This is a genomic window from Paenibacillus sp. FSL L8-0158 (assembly GCF_038592965.1).
Classification (GTDB): domain Bacteria; phylum Bacillota; class Bacilli; order Paenibacillales; family Paenibacillaceae; genus Paenibacillus; species Paenibacillus polymyxa_D.
Genome location: NZ_CP151949.1, coordinates 3,782,635 through 3,804,071 on the forward strand (window position 1 = coordinate 3,782,635; position 21,437 = coordinate 3,804,071).

17 protein-coding genes are annotated in these 21,437 nt (G+C 46.5%); all 17 read right to left on the minus strand.

The annotated features are described in order from the left end of the window. Window positions 1–3: 3 nt before the first annotated feature. Window positions 4–1,101 (minus strand): stage V sporulation protein E, encoded by a 1,098-nt coding sequence (gene spoVE, locus NSQ68_RS16650; protein ID WP_061828513.1) that lies wholly within the window; start codon window positions 1,099–1,101, stop codon window positions 4–6. A 49-nt stretch (window positions 1,102–1,150) separates the two neighbouring features. Next, entirely contained in the window at window positions 1,151–2,572 is a 1,422-nt protein-coding gene (gene murD, locus NSQ68_RS16655; RefSeq protein WP_342426569.1) for a UDP-N-acetylmuramoyl-L-alanine--D-glutamate ligase, read from the minus strand. A gap of 4 nt (window positions 2,573–2,576) precedes the next feature. Continuing rightward, entirely contained in the window at window positions 2,577–3,545 is a 969-nt protein-coding gene (mraY, locus tag NSQ68_RS16660) for a phospho-N-acetylmuramoyl-pentapeptide-transferase (protein WP_013311092.1), read from the minus strand. A gap of 22 nt (window positions 3,546–3,567) precedes the next feature. Further along, on the minus strand, window positions 3,568–4,971 hold the full coding sequence (murF, locus tag NSQ68_RS16665; RefSeq protein ID WP_342429126.1) for a UDP-N-acetylmuramoyl-tripeptide--D-alanyl-D-alanine ligase: 1,404 nt from the start codon (window positions 4,969–4,971) through the stop codon (window positions 3,568–3,570). Continuing rightward, window positions 4,971–6,458 carry a UDP-N-acetylmuramoyl-L-alanyl-D-glutamate--2,6-diaminopimelate ligase gene (locus tag NSQ68_RS16670; RefSeq protein WP_342426570.1) on the minus strand — a complete coding sequence of 496 codons (1,488 nt, stop codon included), beginning with the start codon at window positions 6,456–6,458 and terminating at the stop codon, window positions 4,971–4,973. Before NSQ68_RS16670 ends, murF begins: the two co-directional genes overlap by 1 nt. 55 nt (window positions 6,459–6,513) lie before the next feature. Next, on the minus strand, window positions 6,514–8,430 hold the full coding sequence (locus NSQ68_RS16675) for a stage V sporulation protein D (RefSeq protein WP_342426571.1): 1,917 nt from the start codon (window positions 8,428–8,430) through the stop codon (window positions 6,514–6,516). A gap of 81 nt (window positions 8,431–8,511) precedes the next feature. Beyond that, window positions 8,512–10,866, minus strand: a complete 2,355-nt coding sequence (locus tag NSQ68_RS16680; RefSeq protein ID WP_342426572.1) for a penicillin-binding transpeptidase domain-containing protein — start codon at window positions 10,864–10,866, stop codon at window positions 8,512–8,514. A 60-nt stretch (window positions 10,867–10,926) separates the two neighbouring features. Then, the gene (locus NSQ68_RS16685) at window positions 10,927–11,307 is read right to left on the minus strand and encodes a hypothetical protein (protein WP_307346901.1); all 381 of its coding nucleotides are present in this window, start codon (window positions 11,305–11,307) and stop codon (window positions 10,927–10,929) included. Between the two features lie 24 nt (window positions 11,308–11,331). Continuing rightward, entirely contained in the window at window positions 11,332–12,282 is a 951-nt protein-coding gene (gene rsmH, locus NSQ68_RS16690; protein WP_023989455.1) for a 16S rRNA (cytosine(1402)-N(4))-methyltransferase RsmH, read from the minus strand. A 17-nt stretch (window positions 12,283–12,299) separates the two neighbouring features. Then, the gene (mraZ, locus tag NSQ68_RS16695) at window positions 12,300–12,737 is read right to left on the minus strand and encodes a division/cell wall cluster transcriptional repressor MraZ (protein ID WP_013311099.1); all 438 of its coding nucleotides are present in this window, start codon (window positions 12,735–12,737) and stop codon (window positions 12,300–12,302) included. Between the two features lie 332 nt (window positions 12,738–13,069). After that, window positions 13,070–14,335 (minus strand): adenosylhomocysteinase, encoded by a 1,266-nt coding sequence (locus NSQ68_RS16700; RefSeq protein WP_342426573.1) that lies wholly within the window; start codon window positions 14,333–14,335, stop codon window positions 13,070–13,072. 64 nt (window positions 14,336–14,399) lie between these two features. Further along, a complete protein-coding gene (gene bshC, locus NSQ68_RS16705; RefSeq protein WP_342426574.1) occupies window positions 14,400–16,031 on the minus strand; it encodes a bacillithiol biosynthesis cysteine-adding enzyme BshC in 1,632 nt (543 codons plus the stop codon). A gap of 122 nt (window positions 16,032–16,153) precedes the next feature. Continuing rightward, window positions 16,154–17,092 carry an ATP-binding cassette domain-containing protein gene (locus tag NSQ68_RS16710; protein WP_029517761.1) on the minus strand — a complete coding sequence of 313 codons (939 nt, stop codon included), beginning with the start codon at window positions 17,090–17,092 and terminating at the stop codon, window positions 16,154–16,156. Window positions 17,093–17,103: 11 nt separating this feature from the next. Next, complete coding sequence (locus NSQ68_RS16715) at window positions 17,104–18,054, minus strand: ABC transporter permease (protein ID WP_013311103.1); 951 nt, start codon at window positions 18,052–18,054, stop codon at window positions 17,104–17,106. Between the two features lie 4 nt (window positions 18,055–18,058). Continuing rightward, window positions 18,059–18,991, minus strand: coding sequence for an ABC transporter permease (locus NSQ68_RS16720; protein ID WP_039272253.1), 933 nt, complete (start codon window positions 18,989–18,991; stop codon window positions 18,059–18,061). A gap of 198 nt (window positions 18,992–19,189) precedes the next feature. Continuing rightward, window positions 19,190–20,893 carry a peptide ABC transporter substrate-binding protein gene (locus NSQ68_RS16725; protein ID WP_342426575.1) on the minus strand — a complete coding sequence of 568 codons (1,704 nt, stop codon included), beginning with the start codon at window positions 20,891–20,893 and terminating at the stop codon, window positions 19,190–19,192. Between the two features lie 153 nt (window positions 20,894–21,046). Further along, complete coding sequence (locus NSQ68_RS16730; protein WP_342426576.1) at window positions 21,047–21,436, minus strand: DUF3397 domain-containing protein; 390 nt, start codon at window positions 21,434–21,436, stop codon at window positions 21,047–21,049. Window position 21,437 lies beyond the last annotated feature (1 nt).

Below are 21,437 nucleotides of genomic sequence, written 5' to 3' on the forward strand. Positions count from 1 at the left end.
CGTTCACCTCGCATAACGTGATAAATTTAGTAAAATGCCCAGAGCAGTTAGCATTAAGGTCAGAGAAGAACCTCCATAGCTGATTAAGGGCAGTGTTATTCCTGTCACCGGCATTAAACCGATAACGACACCAATATTAATGACGACCTGTACGGCGACCATTGCGACAATACCCACCGCAAGCAAACTACCATAGGTATCCGGAATGGTTATAGCGACACGCATTCCTCTCCACACGAGAACCAAAAAGAGCCCCAGCACCGTCATTCCACCGATAAAGCCAAGCTCCTCCGCCAAAATGGAAAAAATAAAATCAGTCTGCGGCTCAGGAACGTAGCTATATTTTTGTCGACTCATGCCGAGTCCCAAGCCCGCCAGCCCGCCAGGACCAATCGCATATAGCGATTGAATAATTTGATAGCCTGCGCCAAGCGGATCGGACCAAGGGTCCAGAAAAGCTGTGATGCGCTGGAGTCGATAAGGCGCAGCTGCAATCAGTGCAGCAAACCCCGCTGCTCCCGACAGAGCCAGCAGACCGAGATGCTTCATACGCGCGCCTGCCGTAAATACGATGAGCATGGACGCTCCCATCATTACCGTACCTGTACCCAAATCGGGCTGGAGCATAATAAGCCCAAAAGCCAGTCCCATGAGTCCAAGCGGCGGCAACAGGCCGCGCGTAAAAGAGCTAATATCATAATCAGGACGACTGAGCCAACGAGCGAGAAAAAGAATCATACCCAGCTTCATAAACTCGGAAGGCTGAATGCCAAAAGAGCTAATACCGAGCCAGCTTCGTGCCCCGCCTCTTACTACACCAATGCCGGGAATTAATACGGCAACCAGCAGCGCTAGACAGATCAACAACACGACCTTGGCATATTTCTGCCAGATCCGGTAGTCCGTTCTGGCAGTAAAGTACATCGCTACTAGGCCGAGCCCCGCAAACAGTAATTGTCGCTTAACAAAATAGTAGGAGTCCCCGTACTCGTGAAAAGCGAGGACGGCGCCCGCACTGTATACCATAACCATGCCGATGGCTAATAAGCTTACAATACAAACGAAAAGCCATAGATCCGGCGCTGGACGAGATTGCTTCATCAGGAGGCCACCCCTTGTATAAAAGTAGGGGCTTATCCAACCCCCCTACTTACAATTTATGCGTCGCCTCTTTAAAAATACGTCCACGCTCTTCATAGGATCGGAACATATCCCAGCTTGCACAGGCGGGTGAGAGTAATACCACATCTCCCGTCTCAGCAAATTCAGCAGCCTTGTTCACAGCCTCCACGAGCGTAGCGGCGGCATCCTCCCCATTATCGACGACCTTGACATGCTCTATTCCGGCCTGATGGGCCCGCTCAGCCAGCTTATGCCGTGTCTCACCCAGGAGCACTACGGCTTTCACACCTTCCTGCAAGGAAGGTACGAGCTCTGCATAATCAGAGCCACGATCCAATCCCCCAGCAATGAGTACAATGGGTTGCTTAAAGGAAGATAAGGCCATCATTGTTGCTTTCGAATTGGTTGCTTTGGAATTATTGTAATAAGCTACACCAGCGTGTTCTAAAACATATTCAAGCCGATGTTCTACGCCGCGAAAAGTACTTAATGGTTCCGCCAAATTTGCTGGTTCTGCGCCTGCAGCAATGGCAATTGCGCAAGCAGCAAGAGCATTTTCTACGTTAAAACGACCCGGAAGTCCAATCTCAGCTACGCCTATAATGGGATGCAGCACACCATTTCCATCACGATATACGATGCTACGTTCAATATCGTCCGTCACATCTGGTATGTATGGCGGATCAACGAACAACCCTTCCTGCAAACGTTCTGTCATAGAGAACGGCAGCAGCTTCGCTTTTATATAGGGTACGAGCCCCCGGCAGACGGGATCGTCCCAGTTCACCACCGCAGTATCCGCCGCCGTTTGATTGGCAAATAGACGCGCCTTGGATGCAACGTAGTCCTCCATGCCTCCGTGGTAGTCCAAATGGGTCTCTGCTACATTGAGTAGGCAGGCCACAGCGGGCTTAAAATCCTTTGTTCCTTTTAACTGAAAGCTGCTCAGCTCCACAACCATCCACTCGTCCGACTTGGCGTCCACAGCCGCCTCACATAAGGGCGTACCGATATTACCAGCCACGATTGGATTCATGCCGGATGCCTCCAACAACTTGCCTACCCAAGTGGTCGTGGTCGTCTTTCCGTTAGAGCCAGTAATTCCGATGATCGGAGCTTTACATAGATGGTAGGCGACCTCAACCTCGGTCACGACCTCAATGCCGAGCTCGACAGCTTTCTGTACGGGAGGGGCCGTATAAGGAATGCCTGGATTTTTGACAACCAGCTTCACTCCAGGATGAATCAACCCCTCTGGGTGACCCCCGCATAAAACGGAAATTCCCAAAGCCTCTAATTCAGAAGCTTCGGGACATTGTTCCCTATCTTTTTTATCATTGACTGTCAGCTTCGCTCCGGCCTGGTGCAGCACCTTGGCAACTTGCACGCCGCTTTTGGCCAGACCGATAATGACGACTTCCTGACCTCTGTATGCGTCTGGATGGTTCATTTGTCTACAACCCCTTGTTGAGATAAAGTCCGAGTCCTGCCAACAGCAGTCCTACAGCCCAGAATGTAATAACTACGCGCCATTCGGACCAGCCGGACAGCTCGAAATGATGATGAATCGGGCTCATTTTGAAAATACGCTTGCCACGTGTTTTAAAGGAAGCTACCTGCAAGACCACGGACAGCATTTCAATTACGAATACACCACCGATAATTAGGAATAAAATTTCGCTTTTTGTAACGATGGCAATGGCACCTATGGCGCCGCCGATTCCCAGCGAGCCTGTGTCACCCATAAACACCTTGGCAGGATGAGCATTATATACGAGAAATCCGAGTACAGCGCCAATCATAGCTGCTGAGCATACTGCCGCCGGAAGCGAAGTTGCCTGAATCGCGACAATGGCATAAGCAGCAAAGGCAATGGCACTCGTACCGGACAGCAGCCCGTCCAGCCCATCCGTGAAATTGACAGCATTGCTAATTGCCAGCATCATGATAATGATGAACGGATAATAGAACCAGCCGCCCCAATCAAATGACCATGACGTTCCAGGGATGCCGATCGCAGTACTATGATCATTGCTAAGCAGAAGCCAGCACATGATCGCGCCAAACAATAATTGCCCAAACAGCTTTTGACGCGCCGTCAGACCTAACGAGCGTTTGAATACAATTTTGATATAGTCGTCCAAAAAGCCGATCAGCCCAAAACCGAGCGTAGCAACCAGTAGAACGTAAAAGTCCGTATTTTTGATAGCTGAAAACTTAAGAAAGGTCAGCGTAAAAGCCACCAGAATCACGATACCGCCCATTGTAGGCGTACCTATCTTTTTAAGATGGCTTTGTGGCCCGTCATCCCGGACCTGCTGGCCGAATTTCATTCGCCGCAGCAGCGGAATGAGCAGTGGAGCGGCAATGACCGCCAGTATAAACGATACGACGATCGTCAGCAGTAATAATTGAATATCCATGGGAGTCTCCCTCTCGTCAACATCAGTTCTGTAGCGGACCGTTTTTCAGCGCATCCACAATTTCTTCTAGTCGCATCCCTCTGGATGCTTTAACCAGCACAATATCATTGGCGTGGAGATGAACCCGCAAATGCTGGATCAACTCTTGCTTATCTGTATAAGCGTGCACGTTAGCAGCTGACATCAACCCTTGCGCGCCCTGCGCAATTGAAGTGCCTAACGCACCGTAGGTAAACAGTACCTCTACGTCGTGCTTTGCCGCGAAAATTCCAATATCCTCATGGAATTGCTTTTCCTCAGGTCCCAGCTCCAGCATGTCACCAAGTACGGCGACTTTACGTCCGTCCGTTTTATACGCAGACAACGTCTGAATTGCAGCCTTCATTGAAGCCGGACTGGCATTATAAGCGTCGTTTAGCACAGTAAGTCCATTAGGACAGTTCACGACCTCAATGCGCATGCCCGTCAGTTTTAAAGACGACAACCCTTTACGTATATGGTCTGCATCGACATTGAAATGACGTGCTACCGCCAGTGCTGCCAAACCATTTACAACATTGTGCTGTCCAAGCAAGGGAAGCCGGAAAGCCTCTTTGCCAGATTGGGCTGTTATGAATAAGCTACCTTCTCCATCCGAAGTGATTTCAGTTGGATAGTCATCGTTGCCTGCAGCTAGCCCGAACGCAAATAATTTTAAACCTTCAGGCTTGACCGTTTCAGACTCCGCCAACACTTGTGAAAGCAGTGGTTCATCCCCGTTGTAGATCAGCAAACCACCGGGCTTAAGGCCACTTGTGATTTCCAACTTTGCACGAGCGATTTCCGCACGAGAACCAAGCTGCAGCAAGTGCGATTCGCCTATGTTCGTTATGATAGCTACATCTGGTTGGGCAATATTAGCCAGCAGACGAATCTCTCCACGTCCACTCATGCCCATCTCCAGAATGAGAATATCTGTATCCTGCGGCATGGACAGTACCGTTAAAGGCAAACCGATATGATTGTTATAATTCCCTTCGGTTTTGTGTACTTTAAAAGTCGTGCCCAGCAGAGCGTTTACGATGTCTTTCGTTGTCGTCTTGCCGTTGCTTCCCGTGATCCCAACGACAGAAACGCCGGTTTCGCGTAAGTATGCGGCCGCTAGATGCTGAAGGGCTTCTAACGTATCCTCTACCTCAATAGCGTTCTCAGCCGGTGGTACGCCATGATCCTTTTGCCATAAAAATGCAGCTGCACCTGCCCCACTTACGATCTGCTGCACATAATTATGCCCATCAAATCGTTCGCCCACGAGTGGAACAAACAACCCTTGGCTCTGCGGCCTGCGAGAATCTGTAAAAACGCCTTCGACCATCTGTTCGGCGTCCGCTTCTCCGTGAAGTGTTCCTTCACACATAGATGCAATCTGACCGATTGTTCTTTTCATCACTTGGATAAACCCCTTATCGCTTCTTTGGCTACGATGCGGTCATCGAATTCATGCACCGTTTTTCCGATCAACTGGTAAGTCTCATGACCTTTTCCCGCAATCAATACTACATCGTCAGGGCTTGCCATTTCAACAGCTTTATGAATTGCAGTTCTGCGATCCACGATCAATTCGTATCGTTCTGCGGGTATACCTTCGTCAATCAGCCCTTGTTCGATGTCTTTCAAAATCACTTTCGGGTCCTCTGTTCGCGGATTGTCGGAAGTAATAAACGAATGATCGCTGTAACGCGCAGCAATTTTCCCCATCAACGGACGTTTCGTACGATCCCGGTCACCGCCGCATCCAAATACACACCATACTTTACCGACTGCAAATTCCTTTACGGTGCGAAGGACATTTTCCAATCCGTCCGGAGTATGGGCATAGTCTACAATAACAGCAAAGGGCTGGCCCGCATCTACAGGCTCTACCCGCCCATCTACGCCTGCGATAGACTCTAGACTCCTCTTGATATCCGCCAGCGAGATTCCTTCCAGCAGAGCTGCGGTAATGGCCGCCAGTGCGTTGTACACATTGAACTTGCCCACCATTCGAAGCTCAATATCGGTATCTCCTTTAAAAGTGGACACATGGAAGGAGGTTCCCTTGGCACCTATAGTGATACGAGATGCCTGCACATCAGATTCCTTTTCCACGCCGTATGTAATCACTTGGGCCGCAGTTTGAGCCTGCAAATAGGAAGAAGCCGGATCGTCTGCATTCAGAACAGCATACTTACTATCTGATGCATCCCGCGAGAAAGCATTTCCCAACCTAGAGAACAAAAGTCCTTTTGCAGCACGGTACTCCTCCATCGTGTTGTGGTAGTCCAGGTGGTCCTGCGTTAGGTTTGTAAATATAGCTGTGCGAAAATCAGTTCCTTTGACGCGACCCTGCTCCAACGCATGTGAGGATACTTCCATGACACAGCATTGAACCCCCTGCTCTGCCATATTTCCCAGATAACGTTGAAGTTCCACCGCTTCGGGCGTAGTGCCAGACATTGGGTAAGACTGACCACCGTAACGCATTTGAATCGTACCCATCAGTCCGGTGTTCACCCCGGCGTCCTTCATGATCTTTTCAATCAGATAAGTTATCGTTGTTTTACCGTTGGTTCCGGTTATGCCGATCATGCGCATGCGTCGGCTCGGTGAATCAAACATATAATCCGCCAAAACCGCCATGGCATGTCGTGCATCCTTAACTACCAGCTGCGGAACAGGTACATCCAGTTCCCGTTCAACGACCAACGCTGCCGCCCCGGACGCAATTGCCTGCTCTGCATAGTCATGTCCGTCCACTGTAAAACCTGGCAAACACAGAAATAAGTCTCCCGGTTGCACTCGACGTGAATCCGCCCCGATTCCTCGGCAATCCACTGTACCGTCACCCACCACTCGGGAAACGGCCAGCAGTGAAGCCAATTGTTGAAGCTGCATCTTTCATTCCTCCATTGCTCTCTCGTTATTCATAGTATGGTATAAAATGAACCTATCAATCCCCCATGTAAATACGGATCGTTGATCCCCGCTCCAATCTGGAGCCTGGCTTCGGCGCCTGACTCACGACCGTCTTGCCTGACCCGGATTTCACGAGCATAAAGTTCATATTCATATCTTCGTACAAATCAGCTGCAGTAGCACCTACCAGATCAGGTACCGTTTCGATCGGATTTTCTCCATACTTGTACTCTTTGGCAATTTGATTGGTGCGAGGTGGTATTTTCAAGGCAATCAACGCGTCCTTTAAAATATTTTGCACGATTGGCGCAGCAACCACCCCGCCGAATTGAATGCCCTTCGGGTTATCGACAGCGGTATAGACAACGATTTGCGGATCATCCGCCGGTGCAAAACCAATAAAGGATACAATATGCTCCGAGGAAGAATAACGCCCGTTAATCACCTTTTGTGCTGTCCCCGTTTTACCTCCCACCCGGTAGCCTTCAATAAAAGCAGGACGCCCCGTACCTTTAGCAACGACACTTTCCAGCGCTTCCCTTACCTGCCGGGAGGTGTCCTCTGAGATGACCCTACGTACCAGTTCTGGTTCTACTTTTTCCAGCACTTTTCCGGTTCCCGGCTGAACCCAACCTTTTGTAATGTGAGGCTTATAAAGATTACCGCCATTAATTGCCGCTGATACAGCCGTAACCTGCTGGATCGGCGTGACAGACACCCCTTGGCCAAAAGCGGTCGTCGCCAGTTCTACAGGACCGACCTGAGGTAGCTTGAACAAAATGCCATTGCCCTCACCAATCATGTCGATCCCCGTTTTGCTGCCGAAGCCGAAATTGCGAATGTACTTGAACAGTGTTTCTTTGCCTAACCGCTGCCCCAATGTTACAAAACCGGGGTTGCAAGAATTTTCCACCACTTGGAGGAAAGTTTGGCTCCCATGTCCGCCTTTCTTCCAGCAACGCAGGCGTGCTCCACCGACTTCAATATATCCCGGATCAAAAAAACGGTCATTTTTGAGATTGACCTTCTTTTCTTCCAGGGCAGCCGCCAATGTAATAATTTTGAAAGTAGACCCAGGTTCATATGTCATCCAGATAGGCAGATTTCGATTATAGATTTCAGGCGCATATTGCTTGTATAGTGCCGGTTCATAGCTTGGTCGTCCAGCCATGCCTAATATTTCACCCGTCTTAGGGTTCATAGCTATAGACAACGCGGACTTCGCCTGAAATTTGACCATGGCTTGGTCAAGCTCCCGTTCCATAATGGACTGCACAGACTTATCAATGGTTAATTGTAAATTCAGTCCATCCTTCGGTTCAATGTATTTTTCAGAAGAACCAGGCATTAGACGACCACCTGCATCCGATAAATACGCAATGCTTCCGTCGATTCCCCGAAGCTTACTGTTTTGCTGCTTCTCTACGCCTGTCAGCCCTTGATTATCAATTCCTGTAAACCCAAGAATATGAGCCGCTAGATCACCATAAGGATAATAACGTTTGTTGTCTTCAGCAACAACGATACCCGGCAGCTTCAAATCACGAATTTGCTGCGCTTTCTCCATCGTAATTTTTCGTCCGCCGGGCTGAAGTTTTTGGCTTGCTGTTCGTTTGGTAATCAGCTTGAGCACTTTATCCTCACTCATATCCAGCAAGGGCGCCAGCCTGCGTGCCGTTTCTTCCGGCTCCTTAATTTGAACTGGTATCGCCATGACTGTCGGCGAACTGACATTATAGGTCAGCGCAGTACCCTGCCGATCCAAAATTTCGCCACGCTTGGCTGCAAAAGGAATATTGCGGCGCCACGAATCCTCAGCCTTGGCCGAGAGCTCGCCTCCTTTACCCAATTGAACATAGGCGAGCCGGATCGACAAGGCCGCAAACAGTACAAATAATCCCATTAGCCCCCATACCAGCCTTCGCCGCATGGTCACGTTAGATTTTTTCAAACGCGCTCCCTCCGTTCCTCAAATACTCATGACATGTCTTACCTCATGAATATTCAAAAGAACGAACATTAGAACAAGCTATCAGTTATCCTCGCCTTTAATCGCAGCAGCACTTTTCTCATCTGCAACAGCCGATACTCCTCCCTTAGGAGCTCCCGCGTTTGTTCCAGCTTCGGCAGTAGTACCGGATTCGGTTTTAGTATCGGCCTCCGTTTTAATTGCGCTGCCGGTCTGGTTAGCTGCAACTCCATTGGTCGAGTCCTGTGTTTCCTCGGGTTTCACTCCGGTCACCGTTTCTTTGGCCGGCTGAAGCGTCACGCTGACGATTCGCTTTCCATTTACCAATTGCGCCTTTTGAGAGACAACATAACCTTCGCCGCTTACCTGCACACCAACTTTCATAAGCGTCAGAACTTGAAGTGTGTCGCGCAACGAAACACCTGTAAAGTCAGGAATAGTCATGTTGGCACTATCCTCAGTCAGTAAGTAAATGCGTTGTCCGGGTTTCATTTTGACGCCTGCTTCAGGATACTGGCGAACAATTTTGGAGCCTTTGCCTACCGTTTCATAGGCAATTCCCTGTTTGAGCAATGCATTTTGCGCATCCTTCTTCACCTGACCAGTTAATGTTGGTACCGTTGGCAAATTCACTGTTTTTACAACAGCGCCACCTGATTTATTCGTTTTAGTTCCTGTTTTTGGAATCCCCATATATTGCAACGATTGGGATACGATTTTTTTAAATACAGGCGCTGCTGCTGTACCGCCACCTACCGATTTATTAGGTTCGTCCATGACAACCAAAACAGCTATTTTCGGATCATTTACTGGTGCAAAACCAATAAAGGACACGACATCCTTCGAATGGTCGTATACTTTTCCGACGACCTTCGTCGCCGTACCTGTTTTACCAGCAACACGATATCCGTCAATATAAGCAAGGCGTCCCGTACCAATTTCTTGGTCAGACACGACCTGCTCCAGATAGCTGCTTGTCTGGACTGCCGATTCCGGAGTAATCACTTGGCGGACTTCCTTCGGTTGAATCATCTGCACTTCGCCTGTATCTGGGTTCATAATTTCCTTCACCAGATGAGGCTGCATCAGCTTACCTCCGTTAGCAATTGCCGAGATGGCAGCTACCTGCTGGATTGGCGTCACCTGAACACGTCCGTGTCCATATGAAGCCGTTGCGACTTCGGATTTGTACTGGGTATGGAATGTAATAGCTCCGGCAGACTCACTCGGAAGATCAATGCCTGTTTTCACGCCGAATCCAAAGTTATTAATATATTTCTTCAGTCTTTCGCCACCCAGCTTATTCAGCCCCAGATGGACGAAACCGACGTTACTTGAACGCTTGACCCCTTGAAGATAGGTTAATGTTCCCCAGCTACGGCTTACGTCACGAATATCCCAGCCTCCGACCCGAATCATACCAGATTGGTAGGTTTCATTCGGATTGAACACCTTTTCTTGAACTGCGGCAGCCAAGGTTACAATCTTAAACGTGGAACCCGGCTCGTAGATAGACTGAGTAGCATTATTACGGAAATATTCCAAAGGTGTACTCCCATATGTATTGGGATTAAAATTCGGGTAAGTCGCCATACCGAGAACATCCATCGTTTTAGGGTCAGCCGCTACCACAGTCATCGTTTTCGGATTATAATTTGCAATAGCTTCCTGCATGGCATCCTCTATATAATACTGAATCGTATCGTCAATCGTCAGCTTTAAATTTTTACCATTTTGTGCCGGCTCATAGACACTTCCCGATCCTTGAAGAGGAACTCCCTTCCGATCCCGCTGATACAGAAGCTTTCCAGCCGTGCCCGAGAGCTCTTTATCATAATAAGCTTCCAACCCCATACCTGCTGTGCCATCTTTTCTTTGATAGCCAAGAACATGGGAAGCCAGCTTATTTTCTGGATAATAGCGTTTGGATTCTTGAACAGTGTCCACAGCTCCAATTACTTGATACTTATCCTTCAAATACTCTTTGAACGTATCCACTTGTGCCTTGACCTCAGGATCTACCTTCCAGCCCCCATTACGAATCTCGCGGTTTTTTAAGTAGTTCCCCGCCTTATCCTTTGCAGAAAGATGCCTTCTCAGCTCATCCTCAGGTGTTTTGAGTAATTGGTGTAGCTTAGCTACAACCTCATTCTCCAAATCATACTCCTGAATGATGGTAGGATTGACAACTACCGTATAAGCCGGTGCATCCGTAGCCAATACGTTTCCTTTACGGTCCATAATGGTTCCACGCTTGGGCTGAATCACCTGATCTTTTTCCACTTGAGTAACTACCAGGCTATGCCAGTACTCCCCGCTCACAACTTGAATCCAAAATACCTTAAGTAGCAGAACAAGAAAAAAGAGGGTAATACATCCCCCTATCAGCAGTGTGCGAAGCTTTATTCTTTTGACCATAGCTCAAACCTCTCTGCAAAAAAATGTACGTCAGAGCATAGCTTGATGCTATGCCCTTAACTATTTGGCAGCCTGCTTTTCCACACGAATGGGCTCTCTTGTTGGCTCGATATATCCCTGTCCCTTTGCAGTCGGCACGATCTGATTTTCCAGACGTTCCTTTTGAATCTTCAGTTGGGCGATATTGGTCTGTAATTTGGAAATGTCCTTGCTTGCCGTATTAATCGCATAATTGATTTGATAAATGTGAGCGTACCTGCCAATCAACATACCAGCAATGACAATGCACGCTACAAGTGTCAATAGATACAGCAGCTTTTCTCGAATCGGCAGCTCTCTGCGGCGTGTAACGACTTTGGTGGTCTCACGATACCGTTGTTGCTGAACCTGTTCCTGACGGGCTCTTTCTTTTACAGCCAAATTACCGCGTGTATAAGCCATGTCGCCTCTCCTTCTCCATTAAATTTACAATTTTTCGGCAACTCTCAGCTTCGCTGACCGGGACCGTGGATTAAGCTCCAATTCCTGCTCTGACGCCACAATCGGCTTACGGTTCACCAGCTTTAGATCGCCTATCATTTTGTCCTCCAAAATAGGCAAATCAGATGGATAGATGCTTTTCGCCAAATACTCCTTGAAAATATGCTTGCATATCCGATCCTCCAGAGAATGGAATGTAATGACCGAAATTCTGCCTCCTGGAGCCAGACATCTTATTGCCTGATGCAAAGTATCTTCCAGTGCACCCAACTCATCATTCACAGCAATCCGCAAAGCCTGGAAACTGCGTTTAGCCGGATGTCCCCCGGTTCTGCGTGCCGCAGCCGGAATTCCTTCTTTGATAATATCGACAAGTTCCCCTGTTGTGTGAATAGGCTTGTTCAATCGACGTTCAATCATGATCTTTGCGATCCGCCGTGAAAACTTCTCTTCTCCGTAATGAAACAAAATACGTGCAATCTCTGCTTCCGACCATTCATTGACAATTTCGTAAGCCGTAAGCGAGCTACTCTGATCCATCCGCATATCAAGCGGCGCATCATGATTGTAACTAAATCCCCGTTCCCCCTCATCGAACTGGGGCGAGGACACACCCAGATCGAACAAAATACCCTGGACCTGCGGGACGCCGTCTTTTTCGGGCAATCCCAATTCGGTCAGCTTGTCCTGCAAGTGGCGGAAGTTAGATTTCACTAATGAAATCTTTCCTTCATAGGCTGACAGCTTCTCTCGCGCATTGTTCAATGCCCAGTCGTCCTGATCAAAGGCAATGAGCCTTCCCTCAGGGCCAAGCTGTGATGCAATGACGGAACTGTGTCCTGCCCCTCCCAACGTGCAGTCCACATAAATCCCGTCCTGCCTGATGTTTAGTGCCTGTGTTGCTTCTTCTTTGAGTACGGTAATGTGGTGAAACAAACGGCTGACCTCCTAAATTACAATTCAAAGTTGAAATCAACCAATTTCTCAGCAATGTCGTTAAATGCTTCCTCTGATTGGTTGAAATATTGCTCCCAAGTGTGCTTGCTCCAAATCTCTACACGGGTGGACACTCCCAATACGACGCACTCTTTAGTAAGCTTCGCGTATTCGCACAAATTCCCCGGTAAATTTACCCTGCCCTGTTTGTCCAATTCGCATTCAGTCGCCCCCGAGAAAAAAAAACGGGTAAACGCCCGCGCATCGGCCTTCATCAGAGGCAGTGCTTTAAGTTTTTTCTCCATGACAGCCCACTCATCCATAGGATACACGAAGAGGCATTGGTCCAGCCCGCGGGTAACCACGAACGAGGCACCGAGAAGTTCACGAAACTTAGCCGGTACAGTAAGCCGACCCTTCTCATCAATGCTATGTTGGAACTCCCCCATAAACATTGGTTTCGTCACCCCTTACCCCATTCTCCCACTTTGGCCCACTTTCCACCACCTAAGCATAATAGATTCGCTTTAAAAAATCAAAGACCTCTTTTTCATTACCAAAAAGTGATAGAAGCCGGATCCATACCATTATGTCTGTTATTGTAGCCCTGCGTCACAAGAGGCAGAAAAGCCCCTTATCCCATGAATTCGGCCCCCGACAATATGCATCAGGTTTCGAAATAACACGGAATAAAGGGCTTACTCTCTGTCTATTATGTCAACCTAAACAAATACTTGCATTAAAAACGCAACACTTTTGCAGCGAAAATCGTGACGAAAAAATCCGATTACGCGTTCCAGCTGTCCAAATAGACCTTTTGGTCTTCAGTTAACGTGTCAATTTGGATTCCCAGACTATCAAGCTTGAATCGAGCTACCTGCTCATCAATTTCATAAGGTACATTGATAACGGCCTTACTAAGCTCATTATAACGATCATTCACGTATTTCAAGCCAAGCGCCTGAAGCGCAAATGTCGTATCCATAATTTCTGCTGGATGACCATCGGCGGCAGCTAGATTCACGAGGCGTCCTTCTGCCAGCAAATACATTTTACGTCCATCTTTAAAGCGATATTCCTCAATATTACGACGCACCGTACGAATGGATTCGGAACGTTTAGCAAGCTCAGGCTTACTAACCTCCACATCAAAATGCCCTGCGTTACACAGCACAGCTCCATCCTTCATCACATCAAAGTGTTCTCCTGTAATTACAGCCTTATTTCCAGTTACTGTAATAAAGAAATCACCCAATTTGGCAGCCTCTACCATCGGCAACACATGGAAACCATCCATATGGGCTTCTACTGCCTTGATTGGATCAACTTCGGTTACAACAACGTTGGCCCCCAACCCTTTCGCACGCATTGCAACCCCTTTGCCACACCAGCCATAACCTACCACAACCACTGTACTTCCGGCTACAACCAGATTAGTCGTACGAATAATGCCGTCGAAAGCTGACTGTCCTGTACCATAGCGGTTGTCAAACAAATATTTGCAGTAAGCATCATTAACAGCCACCATCGGAAAGTGAAGTTGCCCTTCTTTTTCCAATGCCTTCAAACGAATAATGCCAGTAGTTGTCTCCTCTGCTCCCCCACGGATCGTAGAAATCAGATCAGGCCGTTCGGATTGCAACAGAGTAACCAAGTCACCACCATCATCTATAATGAGATCCGGCTTTGTTTCCAGTGCCTTGATTTGCAAATTTTTGAATTCTTCTGGGTCCGGATTGTATTTAGCTAATACTGTAACGCCATCTTCAACTAATGCGGCGCAAACATCATCTTGTGTGGACAATGGATTACTACCCGTAATAGTTACCTGCGCTCCACCTGCTTGTACCACTTTAGCCAAATAAGCCGTTTTGGCCTCCAGATGTAGACAGATGGTTACCTTCAAACCAGCAAAAGGCTGCTCTTGCTCGAATTGTTGACGTATACGGTTCAATACCGGCATATGGGCTTCTACCCAATCAATTTTCAAATGACCTTCAGGAGCCAATTTAATATCGTGAACTATGCTATTTTGCAGAGAATGGGAAGTCATACTTTGTTTCCTCCTTCAAATTAGTTAAATTTATTCCATGATAGATCCTATATAAAACAACAAATTATACATAAATAACACGATGCGTACCCGTCAGATCCAATGGTACATTCATAATCGTATCCATCAGACTGAGACCATAACGGTTCAGAAAATGATAGATCGTATACGCCCGCTCCTGCGGCTGTCCAAATGGGAAAAGCGACCATTCAATACGATCCCACTGGCGAAGTGCTGTTTCATTTTGTCGAAGCAACGCTTCCTGAACTTTTGCCTCCAGATAGGCGATCTGTGACAGAATCTTATCGCGGTTGGTTTCTCCAAGCCGTAGCAAACCTTTTTCAATCAAACCTGTCTGCTGCACAAGCGGTTCGTACATGCGAACAAAAGCTTCCTTAGCCTCTGAAAACTGATCCTGCATTCCAAGCTGATCTTGAGTGACAATCCATTGCTTTTTCCGTTCCTCAAGTCCGTCTCTAACTTGACCAAAGCTCAATTCATACTTAAGCATATGCTTCTCCACACTTGGCTCTACCAACGTAAAAGACATTCGTGGCAGCAGTATCGGCATCTGCATCTCCAACACTCCGAAAGCGTCCCGTGTAATCGCCCAGTAAGCAATCTCTCCTAGACCCAGCACAGATGCCAGCACCGGAAACAGTGAATCCTGCATTAGAGGGCGAGTTAGCACATTGTTACTAAAACGTTCGGGATGTCTATCTATCTCTTCGAGCAGTTCATCCACAGTAAACACCACCAAACCGTGTCGATCCGTGAATAGTCCAGCTTTTTTGAAAAGCAGCAAGCGTTCATCTTCATGGATATAAAAGAGATTCGCGCCACCTTCATGCACATCCGCTTGTAAATGATAGCCATAATCTACGATCCGCGTGGCAGTCGTCCGGTAAGCCTGCTCCAACTCATCATTGTGCTGAACCAGCCGCTTAAAAACGGATGCTTCCAGCTTGCGTAGCGAAGGATCTGCTGAATCCAAGAGTACTAATCCATAGGTGCCGAACAAAAGGCCCAGCAACTTGGCAAAGGCTTCACTCAGTCCATATGAATCCGTTAGCCCGTTCTCAATCATGCGCATTATATCAGCCTTATGTTCTGAATCTGGCAAGCTTTGCTCTATATCCGCTATCGCTTGCTTCCACTCAACAGCGTCAACTTTAATGGCACTAACCGAAGAACGGCGTTCAGGTTGCTTATTCAGCTTGATTTTGACGGCTTGTGGGTCATTTGCCATTACGTATGTATGATTGACCTCGTCCCAGTCATGATCTTCGCCAGCAATCCAGAAGACGGGAATAACCGGACGTCCAAGCCGTTCCTCAGCTTCTCTCGCCGCCTTAATTAGGGTAGCAGCTTTGTAAATGACCAGCATCGGACCTGTGAACAATCCGCTTTGCTGCCCGCCAGCTACTACTAAGGCATCTGGACTTTCCAGACGGTCCAATGAAGCACGAACCGCCTCATACGAATTGTATTTCTCATTGTATATACGAAAACATGCTACGACATCCTTACGGCTTAATCGCAGATGCCCCGTCTTATCCAGCCACTTCGCCCGTTGGGCATAAGCATCGGCGTGCAGCACATTATACTCATACAAATCGCTTGCGCGTCCCGTACCCTGTATATAATCTTCTGCCAAAGCCGACCCTCCGCGAAGCGTTTCCGGAATTATTTTCATGGGTCTGCCTCCTGTCTCCACCAAAACCTTACTGCTTGATTGTACCGAAAGCCCATGTCCACGTCAAAGCTTCCTACAAAAAAAACCGCCGAATAACTCGGCGGTTGTTGCATAAAACAAGATCAGGCGTAAGGCTCAGCTACAAAATGTCCTTTAGACACTTCGATAAGCGTGGCATTTTCCAGGTTATAAGCCCCTGTCTTATTGCCAGATGCATCATGAATCGGGCCTGCTTGGTCGCCTGGCATAATAATCCGTTTTTTGTTAGCTTCTACTTCTGGATCGGGAAGTGGGATCGCCGACAAAAGCATTTTCGTATAAGGATGGATCGGATTTGCATACAACTCAGCGCTTTCTGCAAGCTCGACCATTCTACCCATATACATTACAGCTACCCGATCACTGATGTGCTTAACCATCGACAGATCATGCGCAATGAACAGATATGTCAGACCCAAACGTTCTTGAAGCTCTTTTAGCAGGTTGACAACCTGAGCCTGGATAGATACGTCAAGAGCTGAAATCGGCTCATCACAAATGATGAATTTAGGATTAACCGCTAGTGCGCGTGCAATACCGATCCGCTGACGTTGACCACCAGAAAACTCATGCGGATAGCGTGTTGCATGGTCAGGGTTCAAACCAACCAGATCAAGTAACTCTTCAATCCGTTTCTTACGTTCTGCACGGCTACCCGCCATATTATGAATATCCAGTGCCTCACCGATGATATCGGAAACGGTAAAACGCGGGTTCAATGATGCATACGGATCTTGAAAGATCATCTGCATATCACGGCGCATGGCTTTCATTTTACTCGGTGATAATTTGTAAATATCCGTCCCGTTAAAACGTACGCTTCCTGCTGTAGGTTCATACAAGCGCAAAATCGTACGACCCGCGGTAGACTTACCACAGCCGGATTCGCCAACCATACCCAGCGTTTCACCCTCGCGAATATAGAAATTCAGGTTGTCCACCGCTTTGAGCACACGGTTTTTGCCAACATTAAAATACTTTTTAAGACCTTCAACCTCAATTAAATTGTTGCTACTCACCATGATCTCACCTCCTATTTCTTCAACTTCGGATCAAGCGCATCACGCAAGCCGTCGCCAAAAAGGTTGAACGCAAGCATAATCAAACTGATCAAACCTGCCGGGAAAAGCATCCGCCACGGGTAATACATCCACCCGGTCAGAGCTGATTCAATCATTGAACCCAGCGACGCCTGAGGAGCCTGTACCCCTAATCCAAGGAAGCTCAGGAATGCCTCGGAGAAAATAGCACTTGGAACTGTCAAAGTCAGTGTGACAATGATTGGTCCTACCGCATTAGGCAACAAGTGACGGAACAACAAACGACCTGCACCAGCACCCATGGAACGGGAAGCAAGTACGAATTCTCGGTTTTTAAGTTGTAACATCTCACCACGTACAATCCACGACATATTAATCCATCCCGTTACACAGAGCGCAATAATAATTGTGGTAATACTTGGCTCCAGTACAACCAGCAACAGGATCGTAACAAGCAAGTAAGGAATGGAGTACAGGATTTCAGAAAATTTATTCATGATTTCATCAACGCGGCCACCAAAGTAACCCATGATTCCACCATAAATAACTCCAATCATCAAGTCAATCATTGCAGCAGCCAAACCAATAATTAAGGAAATCCGAGCGCCCATCCAAGTACGTACAAACATATCACGCCCCAGATCATCTGTTCCGAACCAATGTTCCGCCGAAGGAGGAAGATTGGTGCTCAACAAATCATTCGTGCGGTCATCGTATGGGGACAGCATCGGGCCAACGATTGAAGCAAGCACAATGAGAACCAAAACACTCAAGCTCGTCATAGCCAGTTTATTTTTACGAAGTCGCTCCCAAGCATCTCGCCAAGCGGACAAGCTTTCGCGCTGAATAACTTCAGACTGCTTTTCATCCGCTCCGACCTTCTGGAAATCTTCCGGTTTTACCTGAAGCTTATCCAAGTTCACAGCATTATCTTTAACAGACATAAAGTTATCCCTCCTTCCCGCCAGTAAGCTTAATCCGCGGATCAATAAATCCATATGCAATATCAGTAATAAAACGTGCCACCATCAGCAAAATACCGTAAAAAATAGTAACTCCCATAATCATGGTATAATCGCGGGTTGTAATACTATCTACGAATACCTTACCAATACCGCCAATCCCGAAGATACGTTCAATAACCACAGATCCGGTAATAATATTCGCTGTCATTGGTCCTACATAGGTAACAACCGGCAGAATGGCGTTACGTACAACGTGTTTGAACATAATTGTAATGGATTTTAAGCCTTTAGCTTTGGCAGTCTTAATGTAATCCGCATGGAGCACTTCCAGCATGCTGGAACGCGTTAGTCGTGCGATAAACGCAATCGGTGAAGCGGATAGAGCCGCAACAGGCAGAACGTAATCCATCGGACCTTCAAAGCCCATAACATTAAACCAACCTAACTGTTGAGCAAAGTAAAATTGAATTAACGATGCCAGAACGAAGCTGGGAACCGCAATCCCCATGATAGCTAATATCATTGCGACGTTATCTATGAGCCTACGATGGTACAAAGCTGCCAGCATACCTAGCAAGAGACCGACAATTATCGACACGATTATGGCAACAAAACCCAGTTTCAAGGAAACTGTGAACGTTTGTCCGATTATGTCAGTTACACTTTGATTCAGCTTTTTCATAGAAATACCAAAATCACCTGAAGCAATATCACCTAAGTATTTGAAATATTGGATATATACAGGCTTATCCAGCCCATATTGCTCCATTAACCGGGCTTGAATCTCAGGAGAAGTCGCTTTTTCACTCATGAAGGGGTTACCCGGAATTGCTTTCATGAGAAAAAACGTCGCAGAGATCAGAATGAACAAAGACAGTAGCATATAGAAGAATTTACTGATCAAATAACGCGTCATTGCCCGTTTACACCCCCCATAAATTTTTTTTCGACACCATTCGATTTTATCGAAATAGAATTGGAATGTCCAATCTACTTATTTGCATGGTTACATGATGACGGAAAAGACTAAAACACACAAAAAAAACGGGATATATATGGTTCAATCCACATATATATCCCGAAGTAACTATCAAACTTCAGAATCGAGCTTCAGTTACTGTGTAATATACGCTCTTGTGAAATCAATTGCTCCACTAAAGTCAAGCGCGATGTCTTTTACATTCTGTTTCGTTAAAGAAACATTTGAATAGTAATAAATCGGAAGCATTACCATATCATCTTGAACCAGGATTTTCTCCGCTTTTGCAAAATCTTCCATGCGTTTTGCTGGATCAGTTTCTTTCTTAGCTGCTTCAATCAAAGCATCATATGCTGGGTTAGCATAACCTGCATTGTTGTTGCCATTACCTGTTGTCCACATATCCAGGAATGTCATTGGATCATTATAGTCAGCAGACCATCCACCACGAGCGATTTGGAAATTCAGCTTGTTACGTGTTTGGATAAATACGCCCCACTCTTGGTTTTGAGTTTTGATATCAACACCAAGGTTTTTCTTCCACATATCAGCAACTGCCAAAGCAAGCTTTTGGTGACTTTCACTGGAGTTATACAACAATGTTACCGGAGGAAGTGTAGTTACGCCTTCTTCCTTCATACCTTCTTGAAGCAATTTTTTCGCTTCAGTGAAGTCTTCTTTGAAGTAATCATCTTTATTCTCAGTACGGAATTCTTGAGATACTCCTTTGATACCTGGAGGTACAAAGCCGTATGCAGGAATTTGACCGCCCAATGTTACTCTTTCAACGATTGGTTGGCGTTGAATAGCCATCGCAAACGCTTTACGGATTTTAACATTATTAAATGGTTTTTCAGTTACATTAAACAGGTAGTAATACGTACTAGCAATCCCTTTAGCTGCAAATTCATTCGGCAGTTCTTTTTTCACAGCCGGAATTTGGTCGGTTGGAATTTCACCGTTTGGCAAACCTGCATAATCAAGTTGTCCACTTCTGTAAGAAGCCAGCTCTGTTGCACCGCTGTTTACCAGTGACATCGTAATTTTGTTCAGCTTGATATCATCTTTACCCCAGTAGTTTTCGCTCTTGGTTACTTCGATCTTTTGACCGCTGTCCCAAGTTGTTAATGTGTAAGGTCCGTTAGTGATCATGCTATCTTTCTGAACAGCCCACTTGTCATTTCCTTTAATAGAAGGATTAACAGGGTAATAAGTATAGAAAGAAGTCAATCCCAGGAAGTAAGGAGTCGGGTTTTCCAGTTCTACTTGTAATGTATGGTCATCAACAGCTTTGACACCTACATCCTTAAAGTCTGTAATTTTAGTGCCTTTATAGGATTTCGAAGTGCTCAGGTTGTAGCCCTCAGCATTTTTGATATAGTACAATTGGTAAGCATATGGAGGTGCAGGAGCCGTGGAAGGATCCAATACCCGTTGCCATGCAAATACGAAGTCACTTGCTTTGACCGGGTCGCCATTGCTCCATTTTGCATTATCACGAAGTTTGAACGTGTAGGTTTTGCCGTCATCGGAAATTTTCCAAGATTCAGCTGCGCCAGGAATTTCTTTGCCATCAGGACCCATACGTACGAGACCTTCATACAAAGTTTTCAGAACCGTGTTAGTTTGACTATCCTGAGCTTGTGCCGGATCGAAGGTTGGCGGTTCGGAAAGAAGGTTAATGCGCAAAATTTGTTTGTCGGCCGGAGCCGGCGTAGTCGAGGTGTTTTCTTGTGCGCCCTTACCATTGGTATCGTTCTTGGCGGAGCCACAACCTGCGAGCAGTGCGCCAACTGCAAGAACGAGTGTCAAAAGGACTAAAAAGCTTTTCCTTTTCATCTAGCGTTTTCCCCCTAGTTCTAAAGTGGTATATGTTTATAGATTATACAACCAGCGGTCAAAAAAATCTACATTACATTTCTTCAAATTGAGCTTTTTTTTCAAAAAAACATGATTAATTCATATTTTTTCACCATTTCATGTCATCTTATATCACATGGTATTGAATATATTCTTAAATATGCCAACAACAGTCAACAAAATATACGCCAATGTCATTGCTATAAAAGTTAATCTCCAGACCGCTCTACATAATCTTTTACCATCAACCTTCCCTTTTATTCGATTTTGAGCTCCTCCAATTAAACCCAAGGCCAGTAATAGGAGCAGTAGAATCAAATAAAAACCGAATCGAGATGTAAAAAGGACGTTAAAGAGTGCTGCGACGGAAAATATCAGAAAAAACGTGGTAATATCCATAGAAGTAAGTAACGATTTCTTTTTTTCCATTTTAAGAATGTAGCGACAAACTGCAAACACGATCAAAAACGGAAAAAAGGGAAGAATACTGAAAGTGATAATAGTACCTTGTATAAGACTCAAC